Source organism: Allorhodopirellula solitaria (genome assembly GCF_007859855.1).
GTDB lineage: Bacteria > Planctomycetota > Planctomycetia > Pirellulales > Pirellulaceae > Rhodopirellula > Rhodopirellula solitaria.
In genome coordinates this window covers 221,552-245,483 of record NZ_SJPK01000003.1, presented here as the reverse complement: position 1 = coordinate 245,483, position 23,932 = coordinate 221,552, and the positions used below count along the sequence as shown (strand labels likewise).

At 57.9% G+C, this 23,932-nt stretch carries 20 protein-coding genes and 5 tRNA genes; 11 read left to right on the top strand and 14 right to left on the bottom strand.

Annotated features, from left to right (window positions below; translation table 11 throughout):
* Positions 1–98: 98 nt before the first annotated feature.
* The 3 genes from CA85_RS07115 to smpB all read right to left on the bottom strand — a co-directional run bounded on the left by CA85_RS07115 (position 99) and on the right by smpB (position 2,792).
* Positions 99–1,460 (bottom strand): ABC transporter permease, encoded by a 1,362-nt coding sequence (locus CA85_RS07115; protein WP_146390622.1) that lies wholly within the window; start codon positions 1,458–1,460, stop codon positions 99–101.
* Positions 1,457–2,143 (bottom strand): ABC transporter ATP-binding protein, encoded by a 687-nt coding sequence (locus tag CA85_RS07110; RefSeq protein WP_146390621.1) that lies wholly within the window; start codon positions 2,141–2,143, stop codon positions 1,457–1,459. The genes CA85_RS07115 and CA85_RS07110 overlap by 4 nt, the downstream gene beginning before the upstream one ends.
* Positions 2,144–2,204: 61 nt before the next feature.
* Positions 2,205–2,792: an SsrA-binding protein SmpB gene (smpB, locus tag CA85_RS07105; RefSeq protein ID WP_146390620.1), complete on the bottom strand. Its 588-nt coding sequence runs from the start codon at positions 2,790–2,792 to the stop codon at positions 2,205–2,207.
* Positions 2,793–2,904: 112 nt separating this feature from the next.
* Between smpB and lipA the strand changes: the two genes are divergently transcribed.
* The 4 genes from lipA to CA85_RS07085 all read left to right on the top strand — a co-directional run bounded on the left by lipA (position 2,905) and on the right by CA85_RS07085 (position 8,259).
* Complete coding sequence (lipA, locus tag CA85_RS07100; protein ID WP_146390970.1) at positions 2,905–3,822, top strand: lipoyl synthase; 918 nt, start codon at positions 2,905–2,907, stop codon at positions 3,820–3,822.
* A 476-nt stretch (positions 3,823–4,298) separates the two neighbouring features.
* Positions 4,299–5,945 carry an ABC transporter permease gene (locus CA85_RS07095; RefSeq protein ID WP_146390619.1) on the top strand — a complete coding sequence of 549 codons (1,647 nt, stop codon included), beginning with the start codon at positions 4,299–4,301 and terminating at the stop codon, positions 5,943–5,945.
* 37 nt (positions 5,946–5,982) lie between these two features.
* A complete protein-coding gene (locus CA85_RS07090) occupies positions 5,983–6,732 on the top strand; it encodes an ABC transporter ATP-binding protein (RefSeq protein WP_146390618.1) in 750 nt (249 codons plus the stop codon).
* A gap of 36 nt (positions 6,733–6,768) precedes the next feature.
* Positions 6,769–8,259, top strand: coding sequence for an NAD(P)/FAD-dependent oxidoreductase (locus CA85_RS07085; protein ID WP_186774804.1), 1,491 nt, complete (start codon positions 6,769–6,771; stop codon positions 8,257–8,259).
* 2 nt (positions 8,260–8,261) lie between these two features.
* Here the strand turns inward: CA85_RS07085 and rplK are convergent, their stop codons facing one another.
* From rplK to CA85_RS07040, 9 genes are all read right to left on the bottom strand, one after another.
* Positions 8,262–8,687, bottom strand: coding sequence for a 50S ribosomal protein L11 (gene rplK / locus CA85_RS07080; RefSeq protein ID WP_146390616.1), 426 nt, complete (start codon positions 8,685–8,687; stop codon positions 8,262–8,264).
* 130 nt (positions 8,688–8,817) lie between these two features.
* A complete protein-coding gene (gene nusG / locus CA85_RS07075) occupies positions 8,818–9,531 on the bottom strand; it encodes a transcription termination/antitermination protein NusG (RefSeq protein WP_146390615.1) in 714 nt (237 codons plus the stop codon).
* On the bottom strand, positions 9,528–9,974 hold the full coding sequence (gene secE / locus CA85_RS07070; protein WP_146390614.1) for a preprotein translocase subunit SecE: 447 nt from the start codon (positions 9,972–9,974) through the stop codon (positions 9,528–9,530). Before secE ends, nusG begins: the two co-directional genes overlap by 4 nt.
* Positions 9,975–10,030: 56 nt before the next feature.
* A tRNA-Trp gene (locus tag CA85_RS07065) sits at positions 10,031–10,103 on the bottom strand.
* A gap of 110 nt (positions 10,104–10,213) precedes the next feature.
* A complete protein-coding gene (gene tuf / locus CA85_RS07060) occupies positions 10,214–11,410 on the bottom strand; it encodes an elongation factor Tu (RefSeq protein ID WP_146390613.1) in 1,197 nt (398 codons plus the stop codon).
* Positions 11,411–11,651: 241 nt separating this feature from the next.
* A tRNA-Thr gene (locus CA85_RS07055) sits at positions 11,652–11,723 on the bottom strand.
* Positions 11,724–11,833: 110 nt separating this feature from the next.
* Positions 11,834–11,904, bottom strand: a tRNA-Gly gene (locus tag CA85_RS07050).
* A gap of 111 nt (positions 11,905–12,015) precedes the next feature.
* Positions 12,016–12,097: transfer RNA gene (locus tag CA85_RS07045), tRNA-Tyr, on the bottom strand.
* A gap of 182 nt (positions 12,098–12,279) precedes the next feature.
* Positions 12,280–12,352 (bottom strand) — tRNA-Thr (locus tag CA85_RS07040).
* 340 nt (positions 12,353–12,692) lie between these two features.
* Between CA85_RS07040 and rsmG the strand changes: the two genes are divergently transcribed.
* The 7 genes from rsmG to CA85_RS07005 all read left to right on the top strand — a co-directional run bounded on the left by rsmG (position 12,693) and on the right by CA85_RS07005 (position 21,309).
* Positions 12,693–13,439 carry a 16S rRNA (guanine(527)-N(7))-methyltransferase RsmG gene (gene rsmG, locus CA85_RS07035; protein ID WP_146390612.1) on the top strand — a complete coding sequence of 249 codons (747 nt, stop codon included), beginning with the start codon at positions 12,693–12,695 and terminating at the stop codon, positions 13,437–13,439.
* Between the two features lie 375 nt (positions 13,440–13,814).
* Complete coding sequence (gene cysD / locus CA85_RS07030) at positions 13,815–14,726, top strand: sulfate adenylyltransferase subunit CysD (RefSeq protein ID WP_146390611.1); 912 nt, start codon at positions 13,815–13,817, stop codon at positions 14,724–14,726.
* Between the two features lie 192 nt (positions 14,727–14,918).
* Complete coding sequence (gene cysN / locus CA85_RS07025; RefSeq protein ID WP_146390610.1) at positions 14,919–16,862, top strand: sulfate adenylyltransferase subunit CysN; 1,944 nt, start codon at positions 14,919–14,921, stop codon at positions 16,860–16,862.
* Between the two features lie 167 nt (positions 16,863–17,029).
* On the top strand, positions 17,030–19,114 hold the full coding sequence (locus CA85_RS07020) for a M3 family metallopeptidase (protein ID WP_146390969.1): 2,085 nt from the start codon (positions 17,030–17,032) through the stop codon (positions 19,112–19,114).
* Between the two features lie 33 nt (positions 19,115–19,147).
* Positions 19,148–19,366: a SlyX family protein gene (locus CA85_RS07015; protein ID WP_146390609.1), complete on the top strand. Its 219-nt coding sequence runs from the start codon at positions 19,148–19,150 to the stop codon at positions 19,364–19,366.
* A gap of 159 nt (positions 19,367–19,525) precedes the next feature.
* Entirely contained in the window at positions 19,526–20,527 is a 1,002-nt protein-coding gene (locus tag CA85_RS07010) for an AAA family ATPase (RefSeq protein WP_146390608.1), read from the top strand.
* Positions 20,528–20,577: 50 nt separating this feature from the next.
* On the top strand, positions 20,578–21,309 hold the full coding sequence (locus CA85_RS07005; RefSeq protein WP_146390607.1) for a zinc ribbon domain-containing protein: 732 nt from the start codon (positions 20,578–20,580) through the stop codon (positions 21,307–21,309).
* 27 nt (positions 21,310–21,336) lie between these two features.
* Here CA85_RS07005 and CA85_RS07000 read toward each other — a convergent pair whose 3' ends face one another.
* Both CA85_RS07000 and CA85_RS06995 read right to left on the bottom strand, forming a co-directional pair.
* On the bottom strand, positions 21,337–21,888 hold the full coding sequence (locus CA85_RS07000; RefSeq protein WP_146390606.1) for a hypothetical protein: 552 nt from the start codon (positions 21,886–21,888) through the stop codon (positions 21,337–21,339).
* 2 nt (positions 21,889–21,890) lie between these two features.
* Positions 21,891–23,495 (bottom strand): glycine--tRNA ligase, encoded by a 1,605-nt coding sequence (locus tag CA85_RS06995; protein WP_146390968.1) that lies wholly within the window; start codon positions 23,493–23,495, stop codon positions 21,891–21,893.
* Positions 23,496–23,932: the final 437 nt, after the last annotated feature.

Below are 23,932 nucleotides of genomic sequence, written 5' to 3'. Positions count from 1 at the left end.
GATATGGCTCAAAGCAGCCAATATTTTCAGTCGCCCCCCTACCGAAGCTCGAGGTGAGCTTCGCAGAGGAGAAATCAAAGAGGTCGATCCAGCACGGCTCACGCCGATAGATTCGAGCCGACGTCGGTGCGATAGGCAGCCATGGCTGGCACAATCCCCGCCACCAAACTCAACAGGATCACGAACGGCAGAATCAGCCATTCGTACTGAGTGACGGTAAAGAGACCGACTTGGACACCGGTTTGCTGTTCAATGAAGGAACCGGCGGAGAAGATCGCCGCATGAGCCAAAAACCAGCCGGCTGCGCCACCGACGACTGCGATAATCAGGCTTTCGAACAGGATAATCCAGGTCACGCTGCTCCGCCGCGCCCCCAACGCCCGCATCACAGCGATATCCCTCCGTCGATCATTCATCGAGTTGTAGATCGACACGAGCACCCCGAAGGCGGCGACAATGCAAGTGATCAGCGTGATCACCAGTAGCGCTGAGAGCAGTGGCCCCACGATCGCGGACATCAGCTTGTTAATTTCCCCGATCGGTGCAGCGGCTTGAGCCTGCCCGCTTTCATTGATGCGGTTCTGCATGCCGGGGGCGAACATCAGATTCCCATTGCGGACGAGAATCGAAGTGACCTCCCGTTCGGGGATCATCAACAGCGGTGGCCGCTCGTCATCCGGGTCTCGCTCGGGCGGCTCGATCACGGCATCTTCCTCGAGTGGTTTCGCGTGACCTTCGAGCAGGTAGAAGCCTTCAAGATTGACGAAGACAGCTCGGTCGTTCGGCGTTCCCGTCGGCGCCAGCTCACCGACGACTTGGAATCCCTGTCCGTGTCCCTTGCCCTCGGGATCGCCGTGGGTTGGATTCATCGTGTCGCCGACGTGCAGACCGCTCTGCGCCGCGACCCGAGAACCAACCACGCATTCAAAGTACTGATTCTCAGGCGTGTAGGCTTCAAAGGCACGCCCATGGCGGAAAGAAAACGGTTGGTCAACGTCGGGCCCATGCCGCAACTTCTCAAAGAACTCGGGGGTTGTGCCCACGACACGAAAGTCGCCGAAGTAATCACCCAGAGCCAGCGGAATGGCATAGCCGCCCGCAACATAGCCGGCATAGTGCCCATCACGCTGGCCAAGTGCCGGATCGCCGCCGTAGGTTCGTACCATCTCCGCTCGCTCTTCCTGTGGAAAGAACTCCATGTACTCCGTATACGGCAGATTCTCGATGGGTTGGCTGAGGTAGTAAACGCTATTGAGGGTGAGCTGCAGGGCGCTGCCCCGCGGTCCAACGACCAGGTTGTAGCCCACCGATGCATTGCGCACGAAGGCTTCGCTGATGATGCCGTAAATCGCCATCACCATCACGACCAAGCCGACGCCGAGCATCAGGGATAGTGTGGTTAGAAAACTCGAAAGGGCGCGGTAGCGAAAGTTACGCCACGCGATGAACAGGAGATTCATGAAGCTGAGTTGTGATGGAGGGCAGCGATGCGATTGATATCTTCGAGGCGGTCGATTCGGCTGAACCGGTCAGCGACGTCCATGCTATGGGTGACCATCAGCAAGGCGATGGAGTCCTGTTGGCATGAGTTGATGATCAGGTCCAACACCGAATCTGCACTGGCAGGATCCACGTTGGCCGTCGGCTCATCGGCCAGCAGCAATTTGGGTTGGCCCGCCAGGGCGCGAGCGATAGCGACACGCTGTTGCTGGCCGACGGATAGTTGTTTGGGCCGGTAGTGGGCGCGATCAGCCAGCCCGACGCGGTCGAGCAGGTTCATGGCACGGTCTGCGTCAACGCCACCGCGACCAAAGGTCATGCCGAGCTTGACGTTTTCCAGGGCCGTGAAAGCGGGCAACAGGTTGAAGGTCTGGAAAACATATCCGATCGTGGCTGCTCGAAACCGGTCCCGCCCCTGTTCGCTGAGTTTGGTCAGTTCGAGATTGTCGACGCAAACGGACCCGGATGTCGCTGACAACATGCCTGCGATCAGGTGCAGCAGCGTTGTCTTGCCGCCGCCACTCTCACCGATCAATGCGACCTGCTCGGCATCCGCCATTTGGAAACGCGGCACATTGAGCACGGTCAGCTCACCCCCACCGGGCTGCTGGAATTTCTTCACGAGATCGACGATGTTTAACATGGCATCCGTTTTTTCTTCAGGAGATCTATCAGTGGGGAGCGCCCCGTGTGGGCGTCGCTGTTCAGCGACGTCGCATGGCTCGTTTCAATCCCATCTCTGCGTCACGTTTCTTCAACGTTTCCCGTTTGTCGTGAATTTTCTTGCCTTTGACCAAGCCCATCACACACTTGGCGATCCCACGGTCATTGAAATACACCCGCAGTGGGATCAGAGTCAGGCCTCGTTCGAAAGCCCGCCCAGAGAAGCGGTTGAATTCTCGTAGATGGACGAGCAATTTGCGGGCCCGCCGCGGATCGTGATTCCATAGCCCCGCATTGTTGTACTGGGCCAGGTCCGCACCGACCAACCACAATTCGCCGTTGGTGACACGGATATGGGCTTCGTCAAGCGATAACTTGCCCTCCCGCATCGATTTCACTTCGCTGCCCCGCAGCATCATGCCGCACTCGATGGAGTCGAGAATTTCGTAGCGGAATTTTGCCTTGCGGTTCTCCGCCACCGGGGTGGTCGAGGCCGCCTGCTTGCCCGAATGCTTCCCACCCTGCTTTTTGCCAGCCTTTTTCTTGGCCTTCGTATCGGCGTCTTTCCTGCCCGCAGCGGTCAGTGATGTTTTATGCGACTTGGTTTTGGACTTCGACATGGCGGTCATTGTATCGCGGTTGCGAGATGGGACAGCCCCGGCAATGGTGATATTTTGCTGGGGCGGCTACACTATCGGTTCGTCGCGAAGTTTTTTCCTGATTTTGAACGTGAAAGTACCGATGGCTTTTCGATTGCCAGTAGTCGCCGAACCCGAGATGCCCGAGGGCACGTCCGTCAGCGCCACAGGCCGGCTGCCTCGTTGGCTCAAACGACCGATCCCGAAGTCGAATTCCAATCACCTGACGGATCAGTTGATGGATGAACTCGGGCTGGAGACCGTTTGCGAGAACGCGAAGTGCCCCAATCGCATGGAGTGTTATAGCCAACAAACGGCGACATTCATGATCTTGGGAAACGTCTGTACGCGTCCCTGCGGTTTTTGTGCGGTCCACCGGGGACGTCCCCCACAAGCTCCCGCCGAGGACGAGCCCGGACGGATCGCCGAAGCCGCCGCCCGCTTGGGCCTCAAACACGTTGTCATCACCAGCGTCACACGCGATGACCTGCCCGATGGGGGCGCCGATCACTTCTATCGATGCGTCCTCGCTGTCCGCGAACGCACCGGCGCGACCACCGAGGTACTCACGCCCGATTTCGTCCAGTGCAAAGACGCCCTCGCACGCGTTATCGAAGCCCGGCCGGATGTGTTCAACCACAACATGGAGACGGTGCCACGGCTCTACCGCCGCGTCCGCGGCCCCAAGAGCGACTACGCCTGGACCCTGCAAATGATGCGGGAAGTCAAGAAATACGACGAGAGCGTGAAAACCAAGAGCGGATTGATGCTCGGCCTCGGCGAAGAACGCGGCGAACTGCTCGACGCGCTCGCCGACCTGCGGGAGCACGGTGTCGATTTCCTTACCCTCGGTCAATACCTCCAGCCCGGCGAGAAGTACTTGCCCGTCGTCCGCTACGTACCACCGGAAGAATTCGACGAGCTGGCCGATCTGGCCAAAGAGATGGGCTTCATCAAGGTCGCCGCTGGCCCCTTCGTCCGCAGCAGCTACCACGCCCGCGACATGGCCGAGACGACCTGAGCGCCGCCCGAGTTGTACGAATCTCGGGCAAGATGAATTCTGACGCCGAGAACGCATCGCTCCCTCGTCGGGCGTGTATTTCAGCAGTCTCCGAAGTTCGGGGAAGGGTATTACGCTGGTTTGGGACTTTACGCTTGCGCTGTCGGCCCTCCCCGGAAGACTCGCGAAAGGCTCGTCTCCCGACCCTCCCAGCTTCGCCGGGCGGGTGAAGTCAATCATTGAGTGACAATCACTTGAAAGCTGCACGACCTTTTGTGGGTAATCAATAGCTCGTCGCCTCGTTCTAGGGTGTCTCAGGGGAGGCGGCTTCGCCTCTCAGGGCTAGCGTGGCTCGATGCTCGCGACGGGCGGAGCCGTCGGTCGACTATTATTGACATTGTTGCCGAAGTGGCTGCGCGCGTAGACTCTGCCGATGCCGTTTGAAAGACCGTTTCAGCGGCTCAAATCGACACTGCCCGGCCACCCCAGGGACTCGGATGTACCGCCTGCTGCTTTGTTTTCGCTACCTTCGCACTCGCTACATCGCGCTTGCATCGATCATCAGCGTCACGCTTGGCGTGGCCACGCTGATCGTCGTCAACAGCGTGATGTCGGGTTTTTCCGCTGAGATGCACGAGCGGTTGCATGGTTTGGCCTCGGATATTTTGGTCGAGTGCCACGCCAGCGGCGGGATGCCCGATCCGGAAGGACATCTCGCGGAGATCAAACGCATCGTCGGCGACGACTTGGAAGGCGCTTCCGTCAGCGTCCATGTGCCCAGCATGCTCGGTATCGATTTCAACGGCCAATTGATCACGCGGCACGTTAATCTCGTCGGCATCGATGCAGCCACCTACGACAAAGTCAGCCAATTCGGCCGCTACCTGATCCACCCCGAAAACCAAAAGCAAGTCGATTTCAATTTGCGGGAAACCGGATTCGCTGAGTCACGAGAAGGATTCCCTGCCTCGGGATGGCACTACCGCCGCGCCCGGGTCTCCTATGAACGAGCCCTGGCCGAGGAACAGGCCCGGGTGGAAGCGATTAATCGAGAAGCAGAAAAACTCAGCAGTGGCAAGCCACCCCAGCGTACGGGCGACGCTCCTTCAGCGGGCCAAGAAGCCGTTGCGGGACTGATCGAGGACGATCAAGACAGCGAGGCTGAAAATGCCTTCGCCGCAGCCGGCCCGACGATGGGCGGATTCCTGCCACCGGAACTCGGCGGCGGCCAAGGGGCAGCCGAAGCTGCTGTCTTTGACCCGGCCACCGAGCAGTACCCCGGTATCATCTTGGGAATTTCGACCTGCAGCAACAAACTCCGCGACGACTCCGGCAACGTTCGCGATCACTATTATTGCCGCCCCGGCGACGATATCCGCATGATGTTCCCAAGTGCCTCGGAGAACCCCAAGGTACTCAACCAGAAATTCACCGTCGTCGACCTCTATGAATCGGGCATGAGTGAGTACGACAGCACCTTCGCGTTCGTGCGATTGGACCAACTGCAAGACCTCCGCGGCATGATCGATCCGGTGACAGGCGTCCGCAGCGTCACGACGATCCAGCTCAAACTCGTCGAAGGCGCCAACCTCAATGCTGTCCGCGATGCGCTTCGCGATCGCTTTCCCCCGGATACGTTCGCCTACAGCATCCAAACGTGGCGCGACATGCAGGGGCCATTGCTCGCAGCGGTTCGTTTGGAAACAACCATTCTGAACATCCTGCTGTTCCTGATCATTGCTGTTGCCGGTTTCGGCATTCTCGCCACCTTCTTCATGATCGTTGTTGAAAAAACGCGAGATATTGGCACGCTCAAAGCCCTGGGTGCGAGCGGTGGAGGCGTGATGAGCATCTTTCTCAGCTATGGACTGCTGTTGGGAATCGTCGGTAGCGGCGTGGGCTTGGTCGGAGGCATCGCGTTCGTCCATCACATCAACGAGATCGCAGGCGTGATCGAAAAAATCACCGGCCAAGAAGTATTCGACCCCACGGTTTATTACTTCACCGAAATCCCCACGATTCTCAATCCATTCACACTCGCCTGGGTGATGGCGGGCGCCGTGGCGATCGCAACCACCGCCAGCGTATTGCCGGCGATGCGTGCAGCACGCATGCACCCCGTCACCGCTCTGCGTTTTGAGTAAGCAACGCTTCGAATCCCCCCAAGCAAAAAATAGATCCATGAATCCACTTCTCGAAGCCCGTGGCATCTGCAAGAGCTACTACAAAAACAAAATTGAGTTGCCGGTTCTACGCGGCGTCGATGTGGCTTTCCAACACGGGGAGGTCTCGGCATTGGTAGGCCGTAGCGGCAGTGGCAAGAGCACGCTGATGCATCTCCTGGCGACACTCGACCAACCCGACGCCGGGGAAGTCTGGTTCGGCGGCCAACGGGTCGACAACCTTTCCAGGCGGCAGCGCGACGAGTACCGCAACCGCCAGATCGGGATCATCTTCCAGTTCTACCACCTGTTGCCGGAACTCTCGGCACTCGAGAATGTGCTCACCCCCGCGATGATCTCCCGCAGCGTGCTCGGCTATTGTCGTGATCGCAAAGCACTCACTCTCCGCGCCGAAGCGATGCTTGACCGGGTTGGCTTGCTCGACCGCAAAACCCACAAGCCAGCCGAAATGTCGGGCGGCGAGATGCAACGAGTCGCGATCGCACGCTCTCTGATGAGCGAACCGGAACTGCTGTTGGCGGACGAACCGACGGGGAACCTCGACACGGAAACCGGCGAGTCGATCCTGCAACTGCTGCGTCAACTCAACACCGAAGATGACTTGACCATCGTCATGATCACGCACGATGAAACCATCGCCGAGCGAGCCGATCGCTGCTACCGCATGCAAGACGGTTTGCTCGTCGACCGCTTCACGGTCGAGCCCGCCGAAGAAACCTTCACTCCCCGCGCTCGCGTGGTCGCGTGAACATCGCGTGACGAAATTTGCGAAAGTTGTTCTGTAGTGTCCGCACACTTTGACGTGATCGTCGTGGGGGCAGGGCCCGGTGGCTCTCTGACCGCGATGCAGTTGGCCCGCCGCGGGCGCCAGGTGGCGATGCTCGACAAGACGCAGTTTCCTCGCTTTGCCGTAGGCGAATCCTCCACGCCGATCGCCAGCCGTACGCTGGAGCAGATCTCTGTCGATTTCGGCATCGACGAGCTCGCGCCGCTCACACGCTGGGGAAAATGGCGTGAGTCGCAAACGCAGGCTACCGGCGGCCTCAAACGGGGCTTCACCTACTACGACCATCGCCCCGGCCGAAATCGAGATGCAACCGGCCTGTGGCCCGCTGACCCCGCGGCTCGCCTACTCGTCGCGGCAAGCGCCAGCGATGCTGACGGCGACTCACATTGGGTCCGCGCCGAAGTCGATCAATACCTGGTCGATATCTGTCGTCGCCAGGGTGTTGAGGTGCGATTCGGATGCACCGTCGAGCAGATCCAGGCGGAGTCTCCCTGGCGCATAACAGTTCGCCAGGCCGGCGATTGGAGCGCGAGTGAAACGCTCAGCTGCGACACGCTCGTCGATGCGTCGGGACGAGCCGGGGTTATCCTGCGCCAATTAGGATACCGCGACGCTGTTGATGCCTTGCGGACGCAGACCTCAGCGCGGTTCACCCACATCGTAAATACCGCAGTGGCCGAGGCGGCCGATGCCGACAAACTGCCTTACCGCGCCCACGAAGCCGCCGTACACCATCTGCTGCACGATGGCTGGGTATGGGAACTGCGGATGAGCGACGGCCGAACGAGCATAGGACGCGTTTGGACCGGCTCTGGACCAACGGATGCCGCTGCGAATGGCACGCGTCCCTCACCCCATCAGCTGCGCGACAACCTCGACGTGGCCAGCTCCCCCAGTCTGTCTGCTTGGCTCAGCTCGGCACGGCTGGCGGAGTCCCCGGGCGATTGGCTGCAGTCCGCACGGGTCCAACATCGTTGGTGTGGCGGCCGAACAATGTCGCGATCTTTTCTAGCCTTGCCCACCAGCTTGGCCACCATCGATCCACTGCATAGCACCGGATTGGCTCACGCGATCACGGGCTCGCAACGCATCGTTGACCTGATTGTGCGTGAGGCCGGCGGTGACGTTGCCCGCTATGCAGAGCAGGTCGAAAGCGAGATCGAATTGCTCGATCGTGCCGTCTCACTGGCCTACCGCGTATGGGCTCGCTGTGACCTATTCTTCGATGCCTGCATGCTCTACTTCGCACTCGCTATCGGCGATGAGGAGGACCGTATTTCGAAGGGGTTCCAGCCTGAGCGGGCGACGTGGCGTGCCACCGAGCTGCAGGTTCAGCAAGCACAGAGAGCTGCCGAGGCGATCATAATGGACGCACTGAAAGCCGATCGGCCGATTGACCGACCCGCTTTTCGACGCCAACTCGCAGAAATTTGCCAGGTGCCGCTAGCTTGTCGAGACGACAACTTGTACGCATACACCTTTGGCTAGTCTTAGCCTTCGACAACGATGCCCATGCTGCGGGCGGTGCCTTGGACCATCAGAGCGGCTTGCTCGATGCTGCGGGCATTAAGGTCGTCCATTTTCTTTTGAGCGATTTCTTCGCACTGAGCTGCGGTGACTTTGCCGACTTTGTCCTTGTTAGGAACGCCACTGCCCTTGGCGATGCCAGCTGCATCCTTGAGCATGGAAGCCGCTGGGGGGCTCTTGGTGATGAAGTCGAAGCTACGGTCGTTGTAGACAGTGACGATTACAGGAATCGGCGTGCCGTTGTATTCCTTGGTACGATCGTTGAACTGCTGGACAAATTGGCCCAAGTTCACACCGAACTTACCGAGCGACGTACCGACTGGCGGTGCGGGAGTGGCTTGTCCGCCGGGGACTTGGAATTTGGCTTGGCCGGTGACTTGTTTTGCCATGAGTGTAGCTATTAGCTGTTAGCGATTTGCGGTTCGCTTGGAATGGTGCAACGATTCGCTGCGGAGCGTACGCAATCAAGGGTGAGGGAAGTTGAAATAGACGAATATTGGCTTGCAGCCGTGTGTTTTTCTAGAGCGGCTCGACTTGCCAGTGATCGAGTTCCATCGGGACGCTGCGGCCGAAGATATTGATAATCACGGTCACGCGGCCATTGGCTTCATCGACGACATCGACTTCGCCTTCTTGGTTCTCGAAATTGCCTTCCTTGACACGGACACGATCACCCACTTTGAAGGGGATCGCGGTCTTGATCGGGGCGTCCTCATCATCATCGACCAAGGGTCGGTTGACGAATCGCTCGACATCTTCAGGTTCCATCGGCATGGGCTTGCCCGCTGAACCGGTGAAATCACTGATCCCTCCTGTCTCGCGAACGAGAAACCAGGTGTCATCGTTAATCGACATGAAGACCATGATGTAGCCCGGCAACAGCTTCCGCTTGGTCACCCGGCGTTTCCCGTCACGAGTGAACGTCGCAACGTCCTCGGTGGGGACAACAATCTCACCGAAAAACTCACTCATTCCCTCCATCTTGACCTTCTTGCGAAGTGCGTCAGCAATGGAGTCTTCGCGGTTAAAGGCAACCTTGAGGATGTACCAATCCATCGGCGCCTCGTCGGACACCTCTGGTTTTGGCGGCGCATTGGGATCGACGGGAGCAGCGGGTGGCAGCGTAGGGCCAGCGGAAGCGGTGTCCGAATCAGCCGTGTTCTCAGTTTCGTCTGCGCCGTTGGAATCGACGTTCTCAACGAGTTCGTTTTCGGTTGTTTCGTTTTCGCTCACGAAGTGACCCCGAGGGTACTGAAGATAAATTGCCAGATGACATCAAAGGCGAACAGCGTGATAGCCAGAAAGAAAATTGTAAAGATGACCACGACCGCGGCCCGCTTCAGTTCGTCCTTGCTCGGCCAGGTGACCTTGTTCATTTCCGCTTCGACGGCGATCAAAAAGTCCGCGAAACGCGGCCAGTTCACGACCCGAAAACCGAACCACAAGCCTGCGGCCAACAGCACCCCAGCGATCGACCTCGCGACCACAGCGTTGTTCATCACCGTTGGCAGAAACGAATAGAGGCGCCAACAGCCGAGCCCGACAATGACAAAAACAGCCAGAGCGGTTAATTGGCGGACCATCCGGCCCTGATTGGGCTTGTACACATTGCCGTGAAACAGCTCACTCGCCAATGGGGTCATTGCCGTGTTTGATTGAGTGATCTCTTTTGACATTCCTTTAGGTCCTTCACAGCCAATGATTTCGGCAGGAATTGTATGTTTTGAAGAAGCAGGGGCGGCGAGAGTCGAACTCACAACCGCTGGTTTTGGAAACCAGTGCTCTGCCAATTGAGCTACGCCCCTGTCATTGCGGAAACCTTGGGTGGTGAATGGTACACCATCCAAGGAATCGCAGTATGATTGTAGCGTCAACCCGGCTTGAACTGAATAGCAAGCTGGGCCGAAGCAAATGTCTAGCTGATGATCTTGGTCACCACGCCTGAACCGACCGTCCGGCCACCTTCGCGGATAGCGAAGCGAACGCCGTCATCCATGGCGATTGGCTTGTGCAGTTCCACTTCTACCTTGACGTTGTCGCCAGGCATGCACATGTCGGCGCCAACCAAGTTGGCAGTACCGGTCACGTCGGTCGTGCGGAAGTAAAACTGTGGGCGATAACCGCTGAAGAATGGCGTGTGACGGCCACCTTCGTCTTTACTCAGGCAGTAAACCTCAGCTTCGAACTTGGTGTGCGGGTTGATGCTCTTAGGCTTGGCCAAAACTTGGCCGCGTTGAATGTCTTCACGCTTCACACCACGGAGCAGGCAACCGACGTTGTCACCAGCACGGCCTTCGTTCATTTCCTTGCGGAACATCTCGACGCCGGTGCAGGTGGTTTTGACGGGGGTTTCGGCGAGACCAACGATCTCAACTTCTTCACCGACGGTAACCACACCACGCTCGATCCGACCGGTAGCCACAGTTCCGCGGCCTTCGATCGAGAACACGTCTTCGATTGCCATCAAAAACGGCTTGTCGTCTTCACGAACGGGTTCAGGAATGTACTCATCGAGAGCGTCCATCAGTTCCGAGATGCACTTGGATGCTTCTGGATCCGAAGGATTGTTGTAGGCTGGCAGCGAGCTACCTTGGACGACGGGAACGTCATCGCCCGGGAAGTCGTACTTGCTGAGCAATTCACGGACTTCGAGCTCCACCAATTCGAGCAACTCTTCGTCGTCGACGAGGTCACACTTATTGAGGTACACGACGATGTAAGGGACGCCAACCTGGCGAGCCAACAACACGTGTTCTTTCGTTTGCGGCATCGGGCCGTCGGCAGCCGACACAACCAAAATCGCACCGTCCATCTGGGCGGCACCCGTGATCATGTTCTTGACGAAGTCAGCGTGGCCGGGGCAATCGATGTGAGCATAGTGCCGATTATCCGTCTCGTACTCCACGTGAGCCACGGCGATGGTCACGGTCTTGGTCGCGTCACGGACCGTACCACCCTTGGCGATATCGGAGTAACCCTTTGCTTGAGCCAAGCCCTTAGCCGCTTGAACAGCAAGAATAGCACCCGTCGTGGTCGTTTTACCGTGGTCAATGTGGCCAATTGTCCCGACGTTCACGTGGGGCTTGGTCCGGTTAAATTTATCCTTAGCCATGCTAATTTCACCTACAATTGCAATCTGCACCACTACTTTCACTGAGATACGCTCTGCGAAAGCCCTCATCGCCGGCGACCGTGTTCACACCCACGGTGGACCGCTGACGAATCGGCCGTGCCGATCGCATTCGACTTTCAAAAAATCGAAACGAAACGGAATTGTTTGGACGTCCCGTATCTGGTTGGATCGGCCACGTGTGCTTTGCACGTAAAAATGCCAATCCTCCGGACGCCCCGAAAGCTGCTGATGGGATTTGAACCCATGACCTCATCCTTACCAAGGAGGCGCTCTACCCCTGAGCTACAGCAGCAGGAAGCGGCTAACCCTTTGCCACCAGCAACAGGCCCAGCAGTCACGAATTTCGCGACTAGCCCAAAGCCAGTGGCTAATAGCTAGCAGCTAGTAGCTTTCTCTCTCAAAAGCGGGTGAAGGGAATCGAACCCTCGTATTCAGCTTGGAAGGCTGCTGCTCTACCATTGAGCTACACCCGCACGACACGCTGCCAGACCGAAACTCTCAGCCACTAACTACTCGCGACACCCGGGTCACACCCAGACATCTCGTCAGCGGCCAATAGCCAATCGCTAGCAGCTCTTTTCCAATGGGGGCTACAGGATTCGAACCTGTGTAGGCATAGCCAGCGGATTTACAGTCCGCCCCCTTTAACCACTCGGGCAAACCCCCAAAAAATTCATTTCAGTCGTGTTGTCGTCATTCTTTGCTGGCGAGCTTTGCAAGGCTTGCCAAACTACATCATATCGATGTCTTTCAATCTGTTTAACCGGTAGCACGCAAATAAATTACCTCGCGTGCAAACTCTCTCTGATCGGCAGTCTTTGGTGCGGTCACAGACAAAGACATCCAAGAGCCAACGGAGGGATTCGAACCCACGACCGGCTGATTACAAATCAGCTGCTCTGCCAACTGAGCTACGTTGGCCGCTGTTTCCGACCAAGGAAGGCAGAGTGTACCGATCCGCGGATTCGGAACAAGACGGAATTGACGCAAAAAAAGCAGAGAGAAACAAAAAGTTCGCCAGAAGCGGCCCGGACCCACCCCAGCACGACCGAATTGACGACGATCGAAAGCTGCCTGCGGGAGGATCACCGCCCCTGTCTTCACATAGCGTCATTCACACTGGGCTAGCCAGGCAACCTGCATTCCCTGGGACCGATTGAGCCCACGGGGGCGGCCTGCACGCGTAGACGATCGCTCTCCCGGCCGAATCGATCTGTCGCGCCCTTTCCGCCCGCCCCGTGGCTTGGTATCACCTGCGTGCATGAACGAGCACACCGAAAACCTTGACTCCGACGATACCTTCGAAGCGGCCCTGCAGCGACATGGAATGGAGCTCGATGAGCCGCTGACCGAATCGCTGCGGCAGTACGCTGAGTTGATGTGGCGGTACAACGAACAGCTCAACCTGACCCGCCATACAACTTGGGATCTCTTCGTCGGCCGCGACCTGCGGGATTGCCTGCAATTGGCTCATCTCATCCAGCCCGACGAAGTCGTTCTCGATCTCGGCAGTGGCAACGGAGTACCCGGCATCCCGCTGGCGATCCTCCGCCCTGATATCGAGGTTTCCCTGGCTGAATCAGTGGGCAAACGCGCCAAGGTGCTCGACGAACTGGTGACGGAACTGAACCTGGCGGTGCCGGTCTACGCTGCCCGAGGCGAGCAGCTTCTCGAGGACTTTCGCTTCACGACGATTGTTAGCCGCGCCGTCGGCAGCCTGATGAAGTTCTGTCGCTGGGTCGAACCACACTGGAATAGCTTCGACCGGATGCTGCTGGTCAAAGGACCGAAATGGGTGGAGGAACGTGGCGAAGCCCGCCATCACGGATCACTCAAAGGCGTTGACCTGCGGGTTGTCGCCAACTACCCATTAGGACCGCCCGCACTCGACTCCGAAACGGCTGAGGCGTCACCGGACACCGAGCTAGCCGATCAGGATCCTGCCGATCAGATGAGTGAAGGCCAGGGCGTTGTCCTGCAACTGTCTCGCAAAGGGCGTTTCGAGTAGCGGCATCCGAAGCATAGAGGGGGAATCCTTCGCAACGTTACCGCGGACTGTTCGACCTTTGGGGTTGCCAGCCGTTTTGCTTGGTTTTGCCGCGTTGCGTTCCATCCTGATTTCACCCTTCCGAGCGTCAAAGGAACGCCGCCCCTTTTCGGCTAGCCCATTAAATTATGGTGACCTTTTGTGCTGCAAACGCCGAAAGGGGTTTCGTGGCCAATCACCACTGTCTTTTCTGCGGCGACCATTGGTCCGTCGCCCCCGGCAAATCTTGCCCAGGCGGTAGGCCTGTTGAAATTCGAATTGCCAACTATACTTGGCGTGCCCGCCTCCTCCCTTTTCTGTCCGTTTCTATCCGCCAGCACTTGCTCAACGGTTCCCATGTCAGATTACAGCCTCACTCACCTACGACAGCTCGAGGCCGAGAGTATTCAGATTTTCCGCGAAGTCGTCGCGGAATTTGACAAGCCAGTCATGCTGTATTCGATCGGCAAGGACTCTGCCGTTCTGCTGCGTTTGGCACTCAAGGCGTTCCACCCGGCCAAACTGCCGTTCCCGCTGTTGCATGTCGACACGACGTACAAGTTCAAGGACATGATCGAGCATCGCGAGGATTATGTCCGCGGCGAACTTGGGCTCGACGTGCTGGTGCATATCAACTCGGAAGCACTCAAGCTCAACATTCACCCTTGGGAGGATAGCGAGCGGCATACCGAATTGATGAAAACCGATGCCCTCAAGTCCGCTCTGGACAAATATCAGTTCGACGCGGCGTTCGGTGGAGCTCGCCGAGACGAGGAGAAGAGCCGGGCGAAAGAGCGGGTCTTTAGCTTCCGCGATAAATCCCATCGCTGGGACCCGAAGAACCAACGCCCCGAACTTTGGAACCTCTACAACGGGCGGGTCAACAAAGGGGAATCCATTCGCGTCTTCCCAATGAGCAACTGGACCGAACTCGATGTTTGGCAGTACATCCATTTGGAGAACATCCCCATTGTCCCGTTGTATCTGTCGGCACCACGCCAAGTCGTTCGCCGCGACGGCGTCCTGCTGATGCGAGATGATGAGCGGATGCCACTGCTACCCGGCGAGGTCGAAGAGACGAAAATGGTGCGGTTCCGTACGCTGGGCTGCTACCCGCTTTCGGGGGCTGTCGAAAGCGAAGCGACAACGCTTCCGGAGGTCATTCAAGAGATGCTGTTGACCCGCACGAGCGAACGCCAAGGCCGCGTGATCGACCAAGACGAGGGCGGGGTCGGCATGCAGAAGAAGAAAGAACGCGGCTACTTTTAGCGGCTTCGCCGCGGCTGCGGGCTGTGAGCTTCTAGCTAACAGCCGTTGGCGGACTACCGATTTGATTCGACCCAAGCGCGTCCGGCGCAGTGAATAGAGCTAGTAGCGAAACGCTATTAGTGAAGAACCCCATCCACCATTACCGTCTGTTTTTAGCTAGCAGCTAGAAGCGAACAGCTAGTAGCTACCAAAATGTCACATCAATCAGATCTTATCGCAACCGACATCGACGCCTACCTGAAACAGCACGAGCAAAAGCAGCTCCTGCGTTTCATTACCTGCGGCAGTGTCGATGATGGCAAGAGCACGCTCATCGGTCGTTTGCTCTATGATTCCAAACTCGTCTACGAGGACGAACTCGCGAAGGTCCAGAACGATTCGGTCCGTCAAGGATCCGTCGCTGGTGGGTTCGATCCAGCCCTGTTCATGGACGGGCTCAAGGAGGAACGGGAGCAGGGCATCACGATCGACGTGGCCTACCGGTATTTCAGCACGGCCAAGCGTAAATTCATCATCGCCGATACGCCGGGGCATGAACAATACACCCGCAACATGGTGACCGGAGCGAGCACGGCCGATCTCGCGATCATTCTGATCGATGCTCGCCATGGAGTGCTCACCCAGACCCGGCGGCACTCCTTCATCGTCTCATTGCTCGGCATTCGGCACGTGGTTGTCGCGATCAACAAAATGGACTTGGTCGATTTCAGCGAAGAGCGTTTCGACGAAATCTGTGCCGACTACCGCGCCTTTGCGGCGCGGCTGGATCTCCCGGATCTGAACTTCATCCCGATCAGCGCTCTCAACGGGGACAATGTTGTCGATCGCAGCGCCTCGTCACCGTGGTACAACGGGTCGACGCTGATGAATTTCTTAGAAACGGTGAACATCGGGTCGGACCGCAACCTGCAAGACTTCCGGATGCCGGTTCAATACGTCAATCGCCCCAATCTCGATTTCCGCGGATTCTGTGGCACGATCGCGTCAGGAATCGTCCGCGCGGGCGATGAAATCATGGTGCTGCCGAGTCGCCAGAAATCCAAAGTCAAACAGATCGTCACCTACGACGGGGACCAAGAGGAATCGTTCGCACCGCAGTCGGTCACACTGACGTTCGAAGACGAGATCGACGCCAGTCGCGGTGACATGATTGTGCGCAGTGGAAATGTCCCCCGCAGCGATTCCAATGTCGAAGCCATGCTCGTTTGGATGGGCGAAGAGCCGATGGTGCCGGGCAAGACGTACCTGGTCAAACACACGACTCGGACACTGCCCGGAAACGTCCAAACACTGCAGTACCAAGTGGACGTCAACACGCTCCATCGGACCCCCTCGCCGACACTCGAACTTAACGAGATCGGACGTGTGGCAATCGAACTTTCGGCGCCCATTCAGTTTGACCCCTACCGCCGGAATCGGTCCACAGGCGCCTTCATCTTGATCGATCGCATCAGCAACGCGACGGTCGCAGCGGGCATGGTTCTCGATCGCGGGGCGACTGGAAAATCACGATCGGTATGGGACGATGATATCGAAGCGGCAGAGACCGACGCTGACGCGGAAGTCTCGGCCGTCTCCATCGAAGAGCGCGCCGCTCGGTTTGGTCAGAAACCGGTCACCGTCTTGTTGACCGGACTGACCGGCAGCGGGAAAACCTCGATCGCCAAGGCCGTCGAACGGAAACTGTTCGATGCCGGACGGGCTGTCGCCGTGATCGATGGCGAGCAGATTCGCCGCGGGCTGAGCCTCGACCTTGGTTTCACAGCCGAAGACCGCAGCGAGAATCTCCGCCGAGGTGGCCACCTCGCCCACGCACTCAATGATGCCGGGCTGATCTGCATGGCGTCGATGGTGGCGCCCGCAGAGGACGTCCGCCAAAAGGTCGGCAAGCTGATTGGGGAATCACGCTATCTCGTCGTGCATGTCGCCACCCCGCTGGCCGTCTGCCGCGAGCGTGATACGAAGGGGCAGTACGCGAAGGCGGATGCCGGCGAACTGCTTAATTTCCCCGGCGTCACGGCTGAATACGAAGCCCCCACGGCACCCGATCTCGTTGTCGATCCATCCGATTCATCGTTGGGGAACTGCGTTGATGCGGTAATCGAACTCCTGAAATCTCGTGGATTCATGAAATGAAACTGGAAATTGTCCGCAGGTTCAGCGTGACCGCTGCGCTGCTTGCCTCGACTTCTCTCCCCTGTCTCGCTGGACCACAGGCGACAGGGGCAGCTTCCGATCCACCGGCCCACCCTGAGCAGACTGTGACTGATTCCAAGACCACTCAAACGCTCGATTCGTCCGAAATGCTCGACGCCTGGAAGGGGCCCTATGGGGGCGTCCCTCCCTTTCGCAGTGTCCGCGTCGACGAGTTCTCTCAGGCGTTCGATGTCGCTATCGAACAAGCCGAACGCGATATCGAGAAAATCGCTGACAACCCCGAGCCAGCAACATTTGAGAACACGCTCCTCGCTCTCGAAACCGCTGGCGAGACGCTCGACCGACTGGAGGTTCTATTTGATGTTCATGCCTCCAATTTGAACCTCGGCCCGATCCCTGACCTCGAACGTGAGATCACTCCCAAACTGGCCGCACACTCCGATGCGATCACACAGAACGCCAAGCTATTTGCGCGGATCGAATCGGTTCACCAGCAAGTGTTTGATCAGGAGACGGTAGAATTGCGACCCGATGCCCGGCGACTGCTCGATGAAACGTACAAAGCGTTCATTCGCAGCGGTGCGAAACTCTCCGCCGGCGACAAGTCGAAACTGTCTCAGATCAACGCCCGTTTGGCCCGGCTCTTCACCGATTTCAATCAGAACGTGCTCGAGGAAGAGAAGCGGCATGTGACTTGGATCGATTCGCGTGAGGATCTCGCAGGTCTCTCGGATTCGACGATTGCTGCCATGGCAGATGCTGCCCAAGAAAAAGGCGGCCAAGCAGCTTACGCAGTCACCAACACGCGGTCGTCCATGGACCCGTTCCTGACCTATGCGGAGAACCGCGAACTTCGCGAAAAGGTCTGGCGGAACTATTATTATCGCTGTGACCACGATGACCAGTTCGACAACAAAGACATCATTCGTGAGATCCTGCACCTCCGCGGCCAACGCGCTGCATTGCTGGGTTATCCCACCCACGCGCACTGGCGAATGGAGTCCACGATGGCTGCCCAACCCGAGGCGGCAATGGAGCTGATGATGCAGGTGTGGAAGCCTGCCATTGACCGCGTGGCCGATGAAGTCGCCGATATGCAGGAGATCGCCGACGTCGAAGCGGCGGCTCAGGGCACGCCCACGATCGACATCGAGCCCTGGGACTATCGCTTCTATGCGGAAAAAGTTCGCAAGGAAAAATACGACCTCGATATGGCCGAGGTCCGGCCCTATCTGCAGCTCGACAAGATGCGTGAGGCCATGATGTACTGCGCCGAACGCCTCTTCGGTTTGCATTTCGAACGCGTCACGGGTTTGCCGACCTTTCATCCGGATGTGACCGTCTACGAAGTCACCCGTGATGGCAAGCATGTAGGCTTGTTCTACCTCGACCCATTTGCCCGCGAAGGCAAACGTAGCGGCGCGTGGATGACCGACTACCGGGAACAGTCGGGAACGGACTTGGCTGCCACGGACGAGAACATTCCCGTCAGCACCTCGATTGTTTCCAACAATAGCAATTTCATCTCGGTCTCCGGCGACGGTCCCATCCTGATTTCATGGGACGATGCGACGACGCTCTTCCATGAGTTCGGCCACGCCCTGCACGGGCTCTCCAGCGAGGTGCGCTATCCGTCACAATCCGGCACGAATGTGGCACGCGATTTCGTTGAGTTCCCCTCTCAGATCCTCGAACACTGGCTGTCGACCCCCGAGGTGCTCAGCCAATTTGCGACGCATTACGAAACCGGCGAACCCATGCCAGCGGAGTTGCTCGAGAAGATCGAACGCTCCTCCAAATTCAATAGCGGATTTGACACGACTGAGTATCTCGCCTGTGCGATTCTCGATATGAAGCTGCACCAAGCCAATGCAGCCGATATCGATATCAATGAATTCGAAGCCGAAGAACTGGCGGCGATCGAGATGCCGGCGGAACTACCGATGCGCCATCGACTGCCCCACTTCAGTCACCTCTTTAGCAGCGATGCCTATTCAGCGGGCTACTACAGCTATCTGTGGAGCGATGCCCTGACCGCCGACGCCGCTGAGATGTTCGAGCAGGCCGACGGCGAGTATTTCGATGCCGATGTCGCGAGCAAACTACGCGAACATGTACTCAGCGTCGGCGACACGATCGACCCAGCGGTTACCTATCGTGCGTTTCGCGGCCGTGACGTCGACACCAATGCGTTGTTGCGGAAACGGGGATTCGCCCCGGCGAACCCATAGCCAGACCGTTCTCTTACCGAGTATCCGTGGACCATGTCGGATTCCATCGAACAACGCCTCAACGACCTCGAGATTCAGTTGGCCCATACCCAACGAACCTGTGAGCAGCTCAACGAAGTCGTGACCAAGATGTCAATGGACGCGCAGACGCGCGAACGGTTGATGAAGCGAATGGTGGACCAGATCAAGGATTTGAAAAGCAATCTCGGCGAGTCCGATGCCGGGGGCGACGAAAAGCCGCCTCACTATTGAGACGATGTGCCTGGATGACGCTGACGAGCAATCGATCCTGCGCACACTTCTGCACAGCATGCTCACGACGTGCTAGAGTGACCCTCGCGTGTTAGAATCCATTGGTGGCACACGTTCTTTTCCAATCCGGCTTTCCCCTTCTCTCCGTGGCCTTGATCCATGTCGACCGTTGAAACGATGCAGGCAGACGCGGAACAGTTTCGCGTCCGGTACTCCGCAGTGCGAGAGATGATCGGACGTGTGATTGTGGGGCACACCGAGATTGTCGACGGTGTTTTGACTGCGATGCTGTGCCGCGGCCACTGTTTGCTCGAAGGCGTCCCCGGGCTGGGCAAGACCATGCTCGTGCGAACACTCGCCGAGGTGCTCGATCTGCAGTTCAGCCGGATTCAGTTCACCCCCGACCTGATGCCCGCCGATATCCTCGGCACGAATATGATTGTCGAAGAGGAAAGCGGCCGGCGGAAATTCGAGTTCCAGCGTGGGCCCGTGTTCACGCAGATTCTTCTTGCCGATGAAATCAACCGGGCGACACCGAAAACACAATCCGCGATGCTCGAGACGATGCAGGAAGGTACCGTCACGGCAGCGGGCACCCGATTCGAACTCTCCCAGCCGTTCTTTGTTCTGGCGACTCAGAACCCAATCGAGCAGGAAGGTACCTATCCCTTGCCCGAAGCCCAAATGGATCGGTTCCTGTTCAAGCTCGTGGTGGGGTATTCTTCGCGTGAAGAACTCGGCACGATCGTCGACCGCACGACCCGCGGCGGCCAACCGCCGATTGAGAAGGTCATGGATGGCGAAGAGATCATTCGTTGGCAGAAACTGGTGCGAGATGTCATCCTGGCGCCCCACGTCCAGGACTATCTCGTCCGATTGACGATGGCAACGCACCCGCAGGGAGCCCACAGCGTGCCGATCACGAACGAGTACGTTCGCTGGGGCAGCAGTCCGCGCGGAGCCCAGACGCTGGCATTGACGGCGAAGGTGCGCGCCCTGCTCGACGGCCGATTCAATGTCTCCTTCGAAGACCTGCGGCGGGTGTTCCTGCCTGCGATGCGGCATCGCGTGTTGTTGAATTTTGAAGCTCAAGCCGAGGGGATCGAGCCAGACACCGTGTTGTTGGATATCCTCGAAAAAGTCCCCGAGAAAGCCGATTGACCATCGGATTTGTCGCTCCCAACATTGCTTATCCCACTCACTGAAATTTTATGGCCAGCCCTCAACCTCCCGAACTTAGCACAGCGCTCCTGCGGCGATTGCACCGTATTCATCAACAACAAGCCGATCTCCAGAGCCAGGCCCGACGTGGCCCGATGCAGATCAAAGCCGTACAAGCCTCCGTCGATAACGCGCAGGCCGCTGTCGATGCCGAACTCGAGGTGCTGAAAAAAACACGCATGGTCTCCGATGAAAAGCACATGCAACTGCAATCCCGCGAGGATCACGTCGCTCAGCTTCAGCGGCGACTCAACGAAGCGGCGACCAACAAGGAGTTTGCACTCCTCAAAGAGCAGATCGCAGCGGATCAGCAAGCCAATAGTGTTCAGAATGATGAGATCTTCGAGATTCTTGAACGCATCGATACGCTCGAGACGCAGCTGACCGAAACCAAAGCGAAACTGGCCGAGGCGGAAGCCGAAGCCGCCAAGCGGACAGCAGAGATCGAGGAACGCCAACAACGCATCGCCATCGATCTCGGCCGCGTCGACGTGCAGCTCGAAGAAACCGAATCACAGATCCCAGCAGTCGTCAAAGCCGATTACAAGCGATTGGTGGCGGCTCGTGGTGAAGAAGCTCTCGCACCGATCGAGAACGAATCGTGCGGCGGCTGCTACCAAACGCTGACCACGCAGGTCGTCAGTCAGATCATGCTCTCCCGGCTGACCTACTGTCCCAACTGCAACGCAATTCTATATCTGCCCGAAGATCGCAGCGTATAGGGCCAGCCCTCACTTCGGACGGGCTGCTCACTTCACCTTGCACGCACCCGCGACGGCGCAGGACGCGCAGCCTCCCGATGATCCGCAGCCGCCGCCTGCCTCACTGCCGCAGCCGGGACCACAGCCTTGAGTCATCAATTCGCTCAGGCGAATCGATTGGACTTGGGACTCGTACTCGGCCACGATCGCATCGGTCAGTTCGCGGCCGAGTGCGTCGACCGGGCCGAGAAAATGCAAGACCAAGCTATTGCCATCGAATAACTGATCAACATCCAGAAGCACCGCCGCGGACTCACTTTGGGCGAGGACGTCTTGGCAGCGGCGAACGGCATCGCGTTTGTAACGCTGCAAACGCTCGACAAGCAAACGGTCGTCCGCAGTCAATTCCCGCAGAATGCTCAGTGAAGTCTCCGGACCAGCGCCGGGAGGGGATGCTTCGCCGAGCACCTCGCCCAGCTCGACGCCTCGAGGTGTTTGCACGAGCACCTCGCTGCGACGAGAAAGTCTCATTTCCGCCAACAGCGAGGCCGCGACAAACACGTCACCGGCGAAACCGATTCGGACGAGGTAGGCCGCCATGACTAAGCGAGAATTCGCTGGCGGATTTCGTCGACGCAGTCGTCAATCTTGACCCGTGTTTGTTCCAGCGAATCACGATCACGGATCGTAACAGTGCGGTCGCTCAGGGAATCACCATCGACGGTAATGCAGTAGGGCGTGCCTGCTTCGTCTTGACGGCGATAGCGTCGACCGACGGCGCCCTTGGCATCATAGAACGCGTTGAAATGCTTCTTCAATTCCCCGTAGACTTCCTGAGCGATCTCGGGCATACCGTCTTTTTTGACCAAGGGCAGCACTGCGGCTTTGATCGGCGCCAATCGCGGGTGTAGCTTCATCACCGTGCGGCTCTGCATCTTGCCTTTCTCATCGGGAGCTTGGTCTTCGGTGTAGCCTTCGCAGAGGAACGCGAGCGCTGCTCGATCGGCACCCGCGGACGGCTCGACGACGTGCGGAATGAACTTTTCGTTGGTGATGTCGTCACGGTAGGCGAGATCCTTGCCGCTGCCTCGGTACTTCGGTTTGCCATCTTCGCCGAGCTGGACGGTCATCGGGTTGGTCGCGGGATCGAGTTTCCCTTCCATGTGGCTGCGAAGATCAAAGTCACCCCGGTGAGCGATCCCTTCGAGTTCGCCGTACTCACCTTCGGGCAGGAATGGGAACGCGTATTCGATGTCTGCGGTACCGACACTGTAATGAGCCAGTTCGGCGGATTCGTGCTCCCGCATGATCAGCGAATCACTCGACAATCCCATCGCGGTGTACCACGCCATCCGGCGATCTCGCCAATAGCGATACCAATCGTGCGATTGATCCGGGTGACAGAAAAACTCGATCTCCATCTGTTCAAACTCACGCGATCGGAACGTGAAGTTCCGCGGCGTGATCTCGTTGCGGAAGCTCTTACCGACTTGGCCGATCCCAAAAGGCACTCGCATGCGTGAACTGTCGAGCACGTTTTTGAAATTGACGAAGATACCTTGGGCCGTTTCAGGGCGTAGAAAAGTGGTATCTTCGGCGCCTCCGAGTGCCCCCAAGGTGGTTTTAAACATCAGGTTGAACTCACGGGGCTCAGTCAGGGTACCGAGCGATTTCGCATCGGGGCCGAGCACTTCGTCGTGAGAATCGAGTCGATCGAGTGTGATCGATTCCGACCCAATCGATATTTCGCCCGCGTTTTTCGCCCGCAGTTTAAAAAACTTGAGCGCCCGCCGCTGGATCTCCTCCAACTCGTGTTCAATCTCGGCGAGCGTGGTCACAAAGATCTTTTGCTCGTTGTACTCGACGAATCGGCCCCGGACTTGATCGTGCCGATAACGTTTTTTGGACTCGCGACAATCGACCATGTAGTCATGAAACAGGTCGTAGTGGCCGCTGCACTTCCAAACCTGGGGGTGCATTAAAATGGTGCAGTCCAGCCCGACCATTTCATATGGTGAGGGGGCACCCGCGAGGGTGGCCAGCTCGTTGTGGCCGGTGATCATGTCCTGCCACCAGACTTCCTTGAGGTTCCGCTTCAGCTCCACGCCGAGCGGTCCGTAATCCCACAGCCCTTGCACGCCGCCATAGATTTCACTGGATTGAAACAGAAAACCGCGTCGTTTGCACAACGACACCAGGGCGTCCATGGACTTCATGAGATTTTGGGGAGAGAGGGAGCGTGGAGAAAGTAAATGGGAACGGCACATTGTCGACGATTGGCGACTTTATGCAAGCATCGGGGCGCGTTAATCATTGCTGCCCGGTGGCGACGCCAAGTTTCCGGCTGCGCCCGGGATCGCGACGGCTAGTGAGGCGGGCGCCGATGGGGGCCCTAGCCGAATGGCACGTACTTTAGTTTGCGAAGCGGTCTTGGTAACCCGGCGCGTGAACGAGGATGATCTATTGACCACGCAAAACGCTGCATTTTGCTCGCTGACGCAGCGGGTTACCAATCTAGTCATGCCCCAAACGGGGCCAAAGCAAGCGCCATTCGGCTAGTGGTCTGTCACAGTTAAAAGTTAGGGTTGATCGTAGTGGACGAGGCGACGAGCTGGTCATTACCCACAAAACCAGATCCCCTGTC

Coding starts and splice junctions, on each gene's coding strand:
- lipA (WP_146390970.1), top strand. CDS start 2,905: ATGGCTTTTCGATTGCCAGTAGTCGCCGAACCCGAGATGCCCGAGGGC.
- smpB (WP_146390620.1), bottom strand. CDS start 2,792: ATGACCGCCATGTCGAAGTCCAAAACCAAGTCGCATAAAACATCACTG.
- CA85_RS07115 (WP_146390622.1), bottom strand. CDS start 1,460: ATGAATCTCCTGTTCATCGCGTGGCGTAACTTTCGCTACCGCGCCCTT.
- CA85_RS07110 (WP_146390621.1), bottom strand. CDS start 2,143: ATGTTAAACATCGTCGATCTCGTGAAGAAATTCCAGCAGCCCGGTGGG.
- CA85_RS07010 (WP_146390608.1), top strand. CDS start 19,526: ATGTCGACCGTTGAAACGATGCAGGCAGACGCGGAACAGTTTCGCGTC.
- rplK (WP_146390616.1), bottom strand. CDS start 8,687: ATGGCAAAACAAGTCACCGGCCAAGCCAAATTCCAAGTCCCCGGCGGA.
- rsmG (WP_146390612.1), top strand. CDS start 12,693: ATGAACGAGCACACCGAAAACCTTGACTCCGACGATACCTTCGAAGCG.
- CA85_RS07000 (WP_146390606.1), bottom strand. CDS start 21,888: ATGGCGGCCTACCTCGTCCGAATCGGTTTCGCCGGTGACGTGTTTGTC.
- CA85_RS07015 (WP_146390609.1), top strand. CDS start 19,148: ATGTCGGATTCCATCGAACAACGCCTCAACGACCTCGAGATTCAGTTG.
- tuf (WP_146390613.1), bottom strand. CDS start 11,410: ATGGCTAAGGATAAATTTAACCGGACCAAGCCCCACGTGAACGTCGGG.
- CA85_RS07005 (WP_146390607.1), top strand. CDS start 20,578: ATGGCCAGCCCTCAACCTCCCGAACTTAGCACAGCGCTCCTGCGGCGA.
- cysD (WP_146390611.1), top strand. CDS start 13,815: ATGTCAGATTACAGCCTCACTCACCTACGACAGCTCGAGGCCGAGAGT.
- secE (WP_146390614.1), bottom strand. CDS start 9,974: ATGTCAAAAGAGATCACTCAATCAAACACGGCAATGACCCCATTGGCG.
- CA85_RS07020 (WP_146390969.1), top strand. CDS start 17,030: ATGCTCGACGCCTGGAAGGGGCCCTATGGGGGCGTCCCTCCCTTTCGC.
- CA85_RS06995 (WP_146390968.1), bottom strand. CDS start 23,495: ATGGACGCCCTGGTGTCGTTGTGCAAACGACGCGGTTTTCTGTTTCAA.
- CA85_RS07090 (WP_146390618.1), top strand. CDS start 5,983: ATGAATCCACTTCTCGAAGCCCGTGGCATCTGCAAGAGCTACTACAAA.
- cysN (WP_146390610.1), top strand. CDS start 14,919: ATGTCACATCAATCAGATCTTATCGCAACCGACATCGACGCCTACCTG.
- CA85_RS07095 (WP_146390619.1), top strand. CDS start 4,299: ATGTACCGCCTGCTGCTTTGTTTTCGCTACCTTCGCACTCGCTACATC.